The following is a 10,908-nucleotide window of genomic DNA, read 5'->3' on the forward strand; positions in this document are numbered from 1 at the left end:
AACTATGTAATTTTGCATCATAACAATCTAAAACTTACGCTATGTTAATCGATGTTATCACTCGTGAAGATTTAAACGAATTCAGAAATCTTCTTTTGAATGATTTAAAACAACTCATTCGACCTCAGTCACAACAGGCAAAACAATGGCTAAAATCTTATGAAGTCCGAAAATTGCTGAATATTTCTGCCGGCACTTTGCAAAATTTACGGATCAATGGAACGCTCGCTTTTACTAAAATTGGCGGCCTTATGTATTACAAATATTCGGACATTGAAAAAATTATGAATGGTAAATAGTAACTAATTAAAAAACGACTTTGGAGTTTTTTACTAACCCCCGGCAGGGCAAGTGGTTTTGAGATGCGGAATTCATTTCAAGCATCTCAAAACACAACTTGCCGTGTTCTGATGAACACATTATTACATATGGCATTATTAATGAAAAGGGCTTGATGCCCTTTTTTTTGGAATGACTTTTAACTTATTTATTTTAGAGATATACAGTCTGTGTTTTCTTAACTGTACAAGCATAATTATAAATTGTTATTTAAGATAGACCTGTAGTGGTGTTATCGGAATGATTAACTCATAGCTATATAATTTGTGTAAGCAGGCAGGTAAGCATGTATATATGCAATTACGTAATCATGTATTTGTGTATGCGGGTATTCAATTGTATAAGCATATAGCCGTTTTGCATACTTTTCAAAAACGAAACATTAAATATAAATGCTTTTAAAACTTTAAAAATACTTTTATGCAAATCCTTAGATTTTTGCAGATATATTTCTGCCAAGGCGCACAAGAATGAGTGAACCTATAGACAAACCAAGAAAAATAATATTTTTCCAAAGAAAACAGAAAAACGGAAAAAAGAAAAAGAAAGCAGTTTGAAAGGACGGGATGCAGATCGGCCAAAAGGAAACGGAATAAGTCCCGAAGGGTGGCTTGTGAGGGACGAGCAAGACATTATGCCGTAGTCTTTTGGCTGGCCAAGCTATCCCGCACTACTTTGGTTTTCTTTTTATTATTTCTCGTTTAGATGCTTATTAAAAATATAAAATCCAACCCGTTCAAAGCCTCGGCAATCCAATACCCGCCACATTCAGCCAATTAAAGCCACGAAGTGTCGCAATAGGAAATGTATATGCCAAATGGGTAGCTTCTGTCGCAAAATCAGGAATCATGAAAAAGGAAGACGAAAAAAAGAACTTCAAGAAAATAAGAAAAGGCCGTTGACACCGCCAAAACCTGAAGGCGAAAAAAAGAAAGAAATTAAAAAAGGTAACCAAAGTAAGAAAAGGCCCTTTATGCAGGTAGATAAAAGCGGAGACGTGATTTTCAATTTTCTGTCGAATTTTCTGAGACAGCTTAAAAATCCGACCAAATCAGAATTGGGAAAACTCTTGGGCAGGCTATTGTTTATAAAAATTAAGGAAAATGAAAAAGAGCCTCAAAAGCCTTCGGATCTGATTGGCCCGGTAAAACGGTTTTTTGTCATGTAAATAATCCTGAGGGGGCTGTTGAGAGTCCCAACCAAAACAAATCACTAAGCCAGCGAACAAGCCAGTCTAACAATACTGCGCTCAGGATAAGGAACAGGCAATAAATAAATCAAGAAAACCCAAGTTAGGGATGTAGTACAAATTTAAATGTCCTGCCTGTCCGAAGTACTATATCCAGTGATACGGTTTGTCCTTACGGTTTAGGTAACAGTACAATTCTTCCTTTTTAAGTTCAGGAAAGAATCTTAAAGCTCGCTCAATGGCATAATTGGGGAGAAAATAAATCTCGTCACGGACTGCCTTAATTACTTTATCATATCCATAGAAACGCACAAGCTCATCTATTTCCTGCTGACCGCCACGTTCTACGATACGGGCAATAACTGCCTTATAAGCTTTCTGCCAGTTAAGCTTGTCTATATCTGTATCCCAAAAAAAGCTGGATTCAAAATCAGGTGTCGACGTTTTATCTTTTAGATTCATAGCATTAAATTTAATGAATTGTTTTTAATTAACCAAGCCTTTAACGCTTATATCCTCCTCCTTTGCTCCTTTTTGGAGGAGATATTTTAGGTATTGCAAAGTCCTTGGCAGGATTTAGCGAAGCCTGTTTTAATCTGTCTGATATTTTTGACCATTTGTGTTCTTTACCTTTGAGCATCTTAACGCCAAATTCTTTTATAATGCTGTCGAAAAAAGTTAATCCAACAAGAGCTAAGGCAGGATCTCCATTGTACTTTCTTTGATAAGATTCCAAATACTTCTTCAGCGGGTGATGATCTAAAAGGAAATACATATCTACAAAATCCTTAATTCTTGTGCCGTTTCGAAAGATTGCATGAAGTTTCATCGCTCCGATGTCCAGTATGGATGCTAACCTCACATTTTCGATAGTCTGTACGGGGCTTTGCCAAGCATATTTATGGGTTAGGATATCAACCTTTATACTGCCTATTTTTATCATTAGCGTATTTGTATCTATATTGTCGACCTTTAAAGTAGCATGTGATTTTTTTAGGTGGCCTAACATGGCCAGGACATCAAAATCCTTTACAGTGAACAAGTCAATATCAATACTTAAACGGTGTCCGATCTGAAGACTCAGCGAAGTCCCGCCGACGAGATTAAAATCATTCAGCATTTCATCTTTCATCAGCATTTGGAGCAGTTCCCACATCTCTTGGCTGACTGTTTCTTTGTGTAGCATAATTTTCGTTTTCGGAAAATTAATCTCGAAAACGGAACGTTATTCCAAAGTGTCCTCCAATGGCTTTACTTGGCTTTGCTTTGCTTTCAAATGGCAGATGCATAATTCAAAGTTGGACAGTATAAGCCAAATACTTCCCAATCCTTCCATATCCGATTGTCACTGCAAGTAATAAGCTACTATTGCTTTTTAAATTTTTTAAAAGGCACAAGAAATAATAGCTATGGAAAATAACCGCAAAATCAATAGTCATAAAGGAGGCAGACCTTCCAAAATAGATCCCGCCGTCCACCGCTATTCCATCAGTCTTACTGAAGAAGAAAATGCCCGCTTCCTGTCCCTGTTTGAACAGTCTGGAATGAATGTAATGGCACACTTTATAACGGCGTGCATTTTTCAAAAAGGCATCAAAACAATTAAGATTGATAAAGCGACAATGGACTATTATATGCGCCTGACCTCTTTCTACAACCAGTTTAGGGCAATGGGGGTAAATTACAATCAGGTTGTCAAGATTCTATATCAAAAATTTTCCGAAAAGAAAGCTTCGGCATATTTGTACAAGCTGGAAAAGCAGACAATAGAATTAGCTGTTTTATCCAAAAAGATTATTCAGCTAACAGAGGAATTTGAAATAAAGCATCTTAAAAAATAAATATTTTCCATTGTTTTAAACTTTTAATAAAGCCAAATGCAGTCATTCTCTTCCATATAACGCAGTAAATAGCAGAGATAAATCATTGCGTTTTAAGTTTGTTTTAAGACTGTGAGAACCGCGGTGTCGAAATTAATTTAATAATGTATGTTATGGAAGGTTTAAAGGAGGAACTATTTGAAAATGATGAAATTAAATCAAAAATATATGAAGATTTAGAAAGAGAAAAAGAACAAAAATTCGTAAATTTAATGATTGAAATTATTGTATCATTAACATTAAAAGAATTATATGAAGAGGGCGATTAGATATTTAAGATTTAGCCAGTTGGGACAAAGCAATGGCTCAATTGAAAGACAGGAATTGTATACAGATCAATATTTGCAGTATAACAATATTCAGTTGGTGGATTCTTTTATAGATAGAGGTAAAAGTGCCAAGACTTTTGATCGCCCGGATTTTATAAAACTTCAGGCATTTATTGCCAAACATTACAAATCTGTGGACTACCTTCTTGTGGATCAGCTTGATCGTTTCAGCAGGGATGCAGGGGAAGCTATGAATTTGGTGAAACAATTCCAAAAAAAATACGGCATCCAGATTATCAGCGTTACAGAAGGAATAATCTTTGATTATGATACGCCGGGAAGCTTTTTCAGGGCAGGATTACAATTACTGCTAGCTGAAGAAGACAATATCAACAGAAGCATCAAAGTTCGTGGAGGACTCTATACTGCCCGTGCCAAAGAAGGGCGTTTCCTTACCAGAGAGAAACCTTTTGGCTACAGCAAGGTTGGTGAAGGAAAACAGCGCCATCTTGAAGTAAATGAGACAGAAGCTAAAATTGTTCAATCAATTTACGAGATGTTTCTGCGTGATGTGCCCTTATACAAAATCAAAGAAATGGCCTATCAGTCTGGTTTTGATAGAAAAGGGAACATGGCTATTGACCGTGTACTGGCAAATCCTGTTTATGCAGGGCTTGTAAAGGTTGAACAATTTAAGGATTTGCCGGGAGGTCTTTTCCCAGCTATTCATGAGCCAATTGTTGATAAGACTACATGGACAATGGTACAGTCCAAAATGAAAAAGGCTGATAAGATAAAAGTAACCGTTGATGATGAAATACCACTGAGGGGTGTTGTAAAATGCCATTGTGGAACTCCATTGACTGGTGCGCCTTCACGTGGTAAATCTGGTAAATACTTCTACTATTATAAATGCAAGCATTCAAAGCATAACAATATAAGTGCGATAAAATCGCATGAGCAGTTTTTAAACGCCTGTGATTTGATGAGTGTTCCTGAAAGACAAATTAAGCAGATCAGAAATGGAAGTTACTTATCAATTGAACAGGAAGTAAAGGAAAACCAGAAAAAAGCCTTAGACAAAAAGCATGAACTCGCAGAAATACAAGAGCGATTAAATGCGGTGGAAGAAAAATGGTTTAAGGATGAAATAAACAAGGATACTTATGAAAGATGGTACTCGACTTACAGCGATCATATTCTGACACTTACTGGTGCAATAGAGAGACTAAGTAAAAATCATGGGAAAGCTTTCGAAATTCTGGATAGTAACTTGGATTTGCTGGGTGATGTACGACATGTCTATAGCAGTGCAAACACTCTTCAAAAACGTGAGTTTGTAAACATGGTGTTCGATGGCAACTTATACTACCAAGAGGGTATATATCGAACACCTACAATGTTGGATATATTTTCTCGTAATGCTAGTAAAATGGAGGAAAAAGGATATCTTATATACAAAAAAAAGAGGGAAAACCTTTCGGTAATCCCTCAAAGTGGGCGATGAGGGGTTCGAACCCCCGACCCCCTCGGTGTAAACGAGGTGCTCTGAACCAGCTGAGCTAATCGCCCTATTTTACTAGGTTGCTATCATTTCGTGATTGCGAGTGCAAATATACGCTAGTTTTCGAGTTCTGCAAAGAAAACAGACTAAAAATTTAAAGTTTTTTTAATGTTCTTTCTATGTTGCTGGTGCTGAATTTATTATAAAAGAGCTTTTTTTGAACTTTTTTAAACATTTGCAACCTGTCTTAGTTTAAAGGCAATTCTGCTACAACAAAAGTGCTTCCGCCAACATAAATAAAATCATTTTCTGATGCGTTTTTCTTGGCTTCCGCAAAAGCAATTGCAACCGAGTCGTATTTTTCTCCGGTTAAATCATATTTTTCTGCAGCTTCTTTTAAAATTTCGGTGGCTAAACCACGAGACGAATCGGGTCTGCAGAAATAATAGTGGGCTTTTTTAGGAAAGAGTGGTAAAATAGAATCCAGGTCTTTATCATTAACAACGCCCAAAACAATATGTAAATTTTCAAAAGTCTCTTTCTGAATCTGATGCATCACAACGGCCAGTCCGTGTTTGTTGTGCGCCGTATCACAGATTATTTTAGGGTTTTCTCCCAATTGCTGCCATCTTCCTTGTAACCCTGTATTTTTTACTGTGTTTAATAAACCTTTTTTTAGGTTATCAATAGAAACTTTAAAATCGGTTTGTGAGTTTAAAACAACAACAACCTGTTGAACGGTTTTTTTATTCTGAAATTGATAATCGCCAAGCAAATCAGAAGGAAAAACTCCCGAAATTAAATCAGCAGCAAAATAAATGGGCGCATTGTTTTCTTTGGCTTTAGCTAAAAATACTGCTTCAGTTTCCTCCGTATATTCTCCAATTACGACTGGAACATTTGGTTTTATGATTCCGGCTTTTTCACCTGCAATTGCTGTAGTTGTATTTCCTAAAAATTGTGTGTGATCTAAATCAATATTGGTAATAACAGAAACCAAAGGCGTAATAATATTCGTCGCGTCCAGTCTTCCGCCCAGACCAACTTCAATAATTGCAATATCTGTTTTTTCAGAAGCAAAATAGTCGAACGCCAATCCAACAGACATTTCGAAGAAACTCATGTCATTGGCTTCAAAAAAGCTTTTATGTTTCGCTACAAATTCAATAACAAAATCTTCTGAAATGTCCTCACCATTAATTTTAATTCTTTCCCTAAAATCTTTCAGATGAGGTGAAGTGTACAAACCAACTTTATATCCCGCTTCCTGTAAAACAGAGGCCAGCATATGCGAAGTCGATCCTTTTCCATTAGTTCCGGCAACGTGAATGCATTTTAGTTGATTTTGTGGATTATCAAGATGTGCCGCCAATAATTTAATATTAGTCAAATCTTCTTTGTATGCCGAAGCGCCTTGAAGTTGATACATCGGGAGTTGATTAAACATCCAGTTTGTGGTCTCTTGATAGTTCATTTATTTTGGATAAAATAGTTGTAGATTGAAATAATTTCCGTTTTTTTTAGTTTTATATTTACAGCGAAAATTATCTTTATTGCAAATTTCAAATATTTTTTACAATTAATTATTAAAAACCAGAATTAATATATGTTTAGTTTTATTCAACAACAAACAGATACGATTACAAACGCCGCATCTAACGTAGTTATCGAAAAAATTGCACCAAATACCGAAATCTCAGTTTTAGGATTTATCTTAAAAGGAGGTTTTTTCCTGATTCCAATCGCTATCCTATTATTCTATACTATTTATATCATTTTTGAACGTTATTTATACATCAGTAAAGCGTCCAGAATTGACAGCCGATTAATGCAGGATGTGGGTGATAAACTAAATGCAGGAAATATTGAATTGGCAAGAACAATTGTAGAAAGAAGCAACACTGCTGCAGGAAATATTCTAAAAGAAGGGGTTTTGGTTATCGGAAGACCAATTGCTGAAATTGAATCCAACATGGACCGCGCTGCCGATATTGAAATTGGCGAAATGGAAAGACGTTTAGGGCATCTTGGACTTATTGCCGGTATCGCGCCAACTTTAGGTTTCATCGGAACAATTTCAGGGGTTATCAAGATTTTCTACAGCATCTCAGTTACAGAAAATATTAGTATCGGAAACATTTCCGGAGGTTTATACGAAAAAATGATCAGTTCAGGTTCTGGATTAATTGTGGGTATTATTGCGTATAGTGCTTACCACTTATTGAACGGAAAAATTGATGATTTTGCTTTAAAAATTCAGAAACAGATTTTAGAATTTGTCAATATAATTCAAAGAGCATAAGGTATGTCTATTAAGAGAAAAAGAAGATTTCATGCCGAAGTGGCGACTTCATCGTTAAGCGATATTATGTTTTTCCTGCTGTTGTTTTTTCTTATTATTTCAACGCTTGCAAATCCTAATGTTATTAAAATGACTTTGCCAAAAGCGAAAGCCAATGAAAAAACAAACAAGCAACTAATTAGCTTGTCGGTTACTGAAGATAAAAAATTCTACATCGACAAAGAACCGGTCGATTTCGAAAATCTGGAAACGAGTTTAATGTCAAAGATCGGAACAAATAAAGATCAGACGGTTGTCGTTCGCATTCCGTTTAACCTTCAGGTACAGGATTTAGTTGATGTATTGCAGATAGGAGTGAAGAACAATTTGAAGTTCGTAATTGCTACAAGTCCGAAGTAGATTTATATTTAGGGCGTGACCACAATAAAAAAATGGGCCAATCAGCATAACGTTGATTCGCCCATTTTTTTATTGCGGTCGTATAATCGGAAAAACCAAAAGTGTGATTTTTCAAAGCCAAAAGTATCAAAAAAATATGTATCAGTTAAACTAAATACATTTTAAATTAGGTAAGTATAGCTACTTTACACTAGGTTATTTGAGTTTCTAGTCTTTTGTAGGTGGTGTCAAAAACAGTAACTGATTTTTAAATTGTAATAAAGCATTATGTTGTGTGTCAATCATATTTTGAAAAGTAGCAATATTACTTTTAGTATATATTTGATTGTTCTTTAAATCTTGAAAAACTTTATCGGATAGTCCTTTTTCAAACTCTTGTTTATACATATCCAGCATTTTCTGAAATGTTATATCAGGATATAATAAATGATTTGCACCATCATTATCATCAATATATTTTTGAATTATAGCCTGTACTTCTAAGTGCAGTTTTTGAGTGGTAATAAAAACCCCTAATAAATTGTTTCTTTCTTCATCAGGTTTCGAATTGAAAGTTTTTTGGTATGTTAACCACGCTATCAGTAAACCCGCTATACCTATAAAAATTTCCATGTGTACTTATTTAAGTTTCTCAAATATACTGAAATAATTAAGCCTAAAATTAAAAAGCCAATACATAATAGTATTGGCTTTTAGTTACCATTTAAAGACTATTTAAACCTTTTCTGTGCCCATCCAATTCTGCTTTCATCTGGTTCATCTTTCAACTCGATTTATTGCTGGCTGATGTGATGGCTTATAATCCTGAGCTTTACGATTTATAACATTTTGATAATAATTAAGCTTGGCGTTCTCCTTAAGTTGCAAACCAAAGGGAACATATTCAAATTGTAATTGTACGTGATTTAACACTCTTGTAAAACTGACAAAAATTTCATAATCACGAAATGCATAACTCATTAAATTACCATGTTTGAGTAAACTCACCAAAGCTTTATAACCGATTGACGTCATTCGTAATTTAGATGCTTCAAGTACATTAGCATCAATTGCTGATTCTTCTGATGGTGTCATAATGCAAAAATTAATTCTACAAAATTATAACGGAATCAGCATTTATATAAAAATTGACTGTCCTAAATTGTATCAAAATGAATAGTTCACGGCTTAAAAATCATTATATCAGTATAGCTAGACTGAAAATTAACTGTAGCAGTCATTGTTTCGGTATACGCACCGTTAAAAGGATTACTCATTGGCGTTTTAGTTTCTATCCATTCACAAAGCTCAATTATAGACGATTTATTTGATGTGAAATAGAAATATTTAGTGCCGTCCAATACCTGTAAAACATCCAAGTAATCTTTAAGTTTCCAGTAGCCTTTATAACTTTTGGTTTCTGTTGATAAGTACGGAGGATCAACTAAGAAGACAACATTATCTAAATCTTTGTATAAATTATATAGCTCTTTATAACATTTGATAACAACTTCAATGCCGTCTAAATATCCATCAGCATCATAGTTTGATTGTCGAACGCAATTATAGAGCGTTTCTTTTTTAAACTCATTTAGAGAAAATGCATATTTCATGCTAAAAAGCAACGAACTAGAAATTGTTATATAGTCCACATAGCCTGTTTTATCTTCTTTCGAAAGCCTATTAATTACCTGATCTCGAATTTCTCCCTCGATTCTTTTATCCTTAGGATATTCCGCTAAAATTAGCCTTAAATCATTAAGAAGTTGATTAGTCTTCTCAATGTTTTCCAGTCTTAAACGATAATTATCAAAATCATTATAAATTACCCTAGCACTCGGATAGATTGATTTTACAGTATGACTCAATAAACCACTACCGCCAAATAAATCAACATAAGTTGCTGTTGATGAATACTTTTTTAAAGCTGGTTCAAACTGCTTTAAAAATTTACGTTTTTGCCCCATAAATGGCAAGGGTGCTGCTTTAAAAATTTTCTTTTTTTCCATTCGATTTTTGATTGATGATTGATTATATTTGCACCTCTCAGGATAATTATTACAATAGCAAAGCCAGCACTAGAAGACATATTGTCCTCCAACGCTGGCTTTGTGCTAAATTTTAATTACCCTGAGAAAGTATTAATTTTGTTGGAGGACTTTTTTTGCTTCCTGTCCTCCTAGGAATTTTTAATTATCCCAAACTCGTTTTCCGAAAAATCTGACCGCCCAAAAACGTAAATAATTATCAATGTTTTTGAAAGACCAATTTCGAGTTCCGTTTACGGCTTGTCCCCATTTAAGCATTTCATGGTCGGCAAATTTTTGACTTGCAATCTTATGAGTGTACAAATAGTCATGAATTAAAAAAGCGATTTCTGCATCAGAATCCGGTTTTATAATTCCTTGCAAAAAAGACGGTACACTCGCTAAGTCCCACTTAAAACCTTTTAAAATGGTGTGGATTTCGCCGTTTGAGAGCTCGACACTCACATCTTTTAATAAACGATATTCGTTTTTTGAATTTGAACCATAGACACGGCTTTTTTCAATTGGATTTTCATTGTTGATTAAAATTTCTTTAATGTTTAATAATGTAATTGTCTGCATATTTTATTTTAAAAATTAAACCTTCCATCTTTGTCTTCTTCTGCGATATACGCTGATATTATTGCTTTCATTGGTACATTCATATCGAGCATAAGCATTTTGATATAATCAAAAGCCGGCATTGTCACAAATCTTTCGATTTCATTTATTACAGTTCCGTTTTCGTCTTTTTGCTCTATGAAATTTGGATTTGGAATTGGTAGAAAATTCTCATCCCTACACATCATTCGTTGGGAATTATTGATATTCCAAGAAGGTAATTGAGGATTGAATAAATGACTTACATCTTGTCCCTTTTTGCTATACACTATGCGGTAATAAAGATCCAGAGTAGCTGTATCAGAATTCATATTTAATCCTACGATATTGATTGTCCGATTAACCTCTGTGAAATCTTTACTGTTTGAAATTTTTTGTTCTATTAGCATTTTTTTATAA

The 10,908-nt window shown here is 34.6% G+C and carries 15 protein-coding genes and 1 tRNA gene; 7 read left to right on the plus strand and 9 right to left on the minus strand.

What is annotated here, in order from left to right:
- Positions 1 to 41 precede the first annotated feature (41 nt).
- Together AC6CH4_RS07595 and AC6CH4_RS07600 are read left to right on the plus strand one after the other, a co-directional pair.
- Positions 42 to 299 carry a helix-turn-helix domain-containing protein gene (locus AC6CH4_RS07595; RefSeq protein WP_419137916.1) on the plus strand — a complete coding sequence of 86 codons (258 nt, stop codon included), beginning with the start codon at positions 42 to 44 and terminating at the stop codon, positions 297 to 299.
- Between the two features lie 857 nt (positions 300 to 1,156).
- Positions 1,157 to 1,507, plus strand: a complete 351-nt coding sequence (locus AC6CH4_RS07600) for a hypothetical protein (protein ID WP_498101717.1) — start codon at positions 1,157 to 1,159, stop codon at positions 1,505 to 1,507.
- Between the two features lie 168 nt (positions 1,508 to 1,675).
- Here the strand turns inward: AC6CH4_RS07600 and AC6CH4_RS07605 are convergent, their stop codons facing one another.
- Both AC6CH4_RS07605 and AC6CH4_RS07610 read right to left on the minus strand, forming a co-directional pair.
- Complete coding sequence (locus AC6CH4_RS07605; protein WP_498101719.1) at positions 1,676 to 1,990, minus strand: DUF6922 domain-containing protein; 315 nt, start codon at positions 1,988 to 1,990, stop codon at positions 1,676 to 1,678.
- 40 nt (positions 1,991 to 2,030) lie between these two features.
- On the minus strand, positions 2,031 to 2,714 hold the full coding sequence (locus AC6CH4_RS07610) for a nucleotidyl transferase AbiEii/AbiGii toxin family protein (RefSeq protein ID WP_498101721.1): 684 nt from the start codon (positions 2,712 to 2,714) through the stop codon (positions 2,031 to 2,033).
- A gap of 223 nt (positions 2,715 to 2,937) precedes the next feature.
- Here AC6CH4_RS07610 and mobA point away from each other — a divergent pair, with 223 nt between their 5' ends.
- The 3 genes from mobA (at position 2,938) to AC6CH4_RS07625 (ending at position 5,184) form a co-directional block, all read left to right on the plus strand.
- Complete coding sequence (gene mobA / locus AC6CH4_RS07615) at positions 2,938 to 3,369, plus strand: conjugal transfer protein MobA (protein ID WP_498101723.1); 432 nt, start codon at positions 2,938 to 2,940, stop codon at positions 3,367 to 3,369.
- Positions 3,370 to 3,521: 152 nt separating this feature from the next.
- Positions 3,522 to 3,677 (plus strand): hypothetical protein, encoded by a 156-nt coding sequence (locus tag AC6CH4_RS07620; RefSeq protein WP_498101725.1) that lies wholly within the window; start codon positions 3,522 to 3,524, stop codon positions 3,675 to 3,677.
- Positions 3,661 to 5,184 carry a recombinase family protein gene (locus tag AC6CH4_RS07625; RefSeq protein ID WP_498101727.1) on the plus strand — a complete coding sequence of 508 codons (1,524 nt, stop codon included), beginning with the start codon at positions 3,661 to 3,663 and terminating at the stop codon, positions 5,182 to 5,184. The genes AC6CH4_RS07620 and AC6CH4_RS07625 overlap by 17 nt, the downstream gene beginning before the upstream one ends.
- Here AC6CH4_RS07625 and AC6CH4_RS07630 read toward each other — a convergent pair.
- Together AC6CH4_RS07630 and AC6CH4_RS07635 are read right to left on the minus strand one after the other, a co-directional pair.
- Positions 5,175 to 5,249: transfer RNA gene (locus tag AC6CH4_RS07630), tRNA-Val, on the minus strand. The two genes, AC6CH4_RS07625 and AC6CH4_RS07630, sit on opposite strands and share 10 nt — an antisense overlap.
- Before the next feature lie 179 nt (positions 5,250 to 5,428).
- Positions 5,429 to 6,655, minus strand: coding sequence for a bifunctional folylpolyglutamate synthase/dihydrofolate synthase (locus tag AC6CH4_RS07635; RefSeq protein WP_498101729.1), 1,227 nt, complete (start codon positions 6,653 to 6,655; stop codon positions 5,429 to 5,431).
- 132 nt (positions 6,656 to 6,787) lie between these two features.
- On the opposite strand from AC6CH4_RS07635, the gene AC6CH4_RS07640 reads away from it, so the two are divergent.
- Together AC6CH4_RS07640 and AC6CH4_RS07645 are read left to right on the plus strand one after the other, a co-directional pair.
- A complete protein-coding gene (locus AC6CH4_RS07640; protein WP_498101731.1) occupies positions 6,788 to 7,483 on the plus strand; it encodes a MotA/TolQ/ExbB proton channel family protein in 696 nt (231 codons plus the stop codon).
- A 3-nt stretch (positions 7,484 to 7,486) separates the two neighbouring features.
- Positions 7,487 to 7,882, plus strand: coding sequence for an ExbD/TolR family protein (locus tag AC6CH4_RS07645; RefSeq protein WP_192187029.1), 396 nt, complete (start codon positions 7,487 to 7,489; stop codon positions 7,880 to 7,882).
- 207 nt (positions 7,883 to 8,089) lie between these two features.
- Here the strand turns inward: AC6CH4_RS07645 and AC6CH4_RS07650 are convergent, their stop codons facing one another.
- From AC6CH4_RS07650 to AC6CH4_RS07670, 5 genes are all read right to left on the minus strand, one after another.
- Positions 8,090 to 8,494 carry a hypothetical protein gene (locus tag AC6CH4_RS07650; RefSeq protein WP_498101733.1) on the minus strand — a complete coding sequence of 135 codons (405 nt, stop codon included), beginning with the start codon at positions 8,492 to 8,494 and terminating at the stop codon, positions 8,090 to 8,092.
- A gap of 144 nt (positions 8,495 to 8,638) precedes the next feature.
- A complete protein-coding gene (locus AC6CH4_RS07655) occupies positions 8,639 to 8,956 on the minus strand; it encodes a hypothetical protein (protein WP_498101735.1) in 318 nt (105 codons plus the stop codon).
- A gap of 86 nt (positions 8,957 to 9,042) precedes the next feature.
- Positions 9,043 to 9,870 (minus strand): DNA adenine methylase, encoded by an 828-nt coding sequence (locus tag AC6CH4_RS07660; RefSeq protein ID WP_498101737.1) that lies wholly within the window; start codon positions 9,868 to 9,870, stop codon positions 9,043 to 9,045.
- A gap of 180 nt (positions 9,871 to 10,050) precedes the next feature.
- On the minus strand, positions 10,051 to 10,470 hold the full coding sequence (locus tag AC6CH4_RS07665; protein ID WP_498101739.1) for a DUF1353 domain-containing protein: 420 nt from the start codon (positions 10,468 to 10,470) through the stop codon (positions 10,051 to 10,053).
- Between the two features lie 8 nt (positions 10,471 to 10,478).
- Positions 10,479 to 10,898, minus strand: coding sequence for a hypothetical protein (locus AC6CH4_RS07670; RefSeq protein ID WP_498101741.1), 420 nt, complete (start codon positions 10,896 to 10,898; stop codon positions 10,479 to 10,481).
- Between the last annotated feature and the right edge of the window lie 10 nt (positions 10,899 to 10,908).

Source organism: Flavobacterium sp. GQ95 (assembly GCF_059758655.1).

Bases quoted from the DNA above. Each gene is read 5' to 3' on its own strand.
- AC6CH4_RS07595 (WP_419137916.1), top strand. From the start codon at position 42: ATGTTAATCGATGTTATCACTCGTGAAGATTTAAACGAATTCAGAAAT.
- AC6CH4_RS07600 (WP_498101717.1), top strand. From the start codon at position 1,157: ATGGGTAGCTTCTGTCGCAAAATCAGGAATCATGAAAAAGGAAGACGA.
- AC6CH4_RS07605 (WP_498101719.1), bottom strand. From the start codon at position 1,990: ATGAATCTAAAAGATAAAACGTCGACACCTGATTTTGAATCCAGCTTT.
- AC6CH4_RS07610 (WP_498101721.1), bottom strand. From the start codon at position 2,714: ATGCTACACAAAGAAACAGTCAGCCAAGAGATGTGGGAACTGCTCCAA.
- mobA (WP_498101723.1), top strand. From the start codon at position 2,938: ATGGAAAATAACCGCAAAATCAATAGTCATAAAGGAGGCAGACCTTCC.
- AC6CH4_RS07620 (WP_498101725.1), top strand. From the start codon at position 3,522: ATGGAAGGTTTAAAGGAGGAACTATTTGAAAATGATGAAATTAAATCA.
- AC6CH4_RS07625 (WP_498101727.1), top strand. From the start codon at position 3,661: ATGAAGAGGGCGATTAGATATTTAAGATTTAGCCAGTTGGGACAAAGC.
- AC6CH4_RS07635 (WP_498101729.1), bottom strand. From the start codon at position 6,655: ATGAACTATCAAGAGACCACAAACTGGATGTTTAATCAACTCCCGATG.
- AC6CH4_RS07640 (WP_498101731.1), top strand. From the start codon at position 6,788: ATGTTTAGTTTTATTCAACAACAAACAGATACGATTACAAACGCCGCA.
- AC6CH4_RS07645 (WP_192187029.1), top strand. From the start codon at position 7,487: ATGTCTATTAAGAGAAAAAGAAGATTTCATGCCGAAGTGGCGACTTCA.
- AC6CH4_RS07650 (WP_498101733.1), bottom strand. From the start codon at position 8,494: ATGGAAATTTTTATAGGTATAGCGGGTTTACTGATAGCGTGGTTAACA.
- AC6CH4_RS07655 (WP_498101735.1), bottom strand. From the start codon at position 8,956: ATGACACCATCAGAAGAATCAGCAATTGATGCTAATGTACTTGAAGCA.
- AC6CH4_RS07660 (WP_498101737.1), bottom strand. From the start codon at position 9,870: ATGGAAAAAAAGAAAATTTTTAAAGCAGCACCCTTGCCATTTATGGGG.
- AC6CH4_RS07665 (WP_498101739.1), bottom strand. From the start codon at position 10,470: ATGCAGACAATTACATTATTAAACATTAAAGAAATTTTAATCAACAAT.
- AC6CH4_RS07670 (WP_498101741.1), bottom strand. From the start codon at position 10,898: ATGCTAATAGAACAAAAAATTTCAAACAGTAAAGATTTCACAGAGGTT.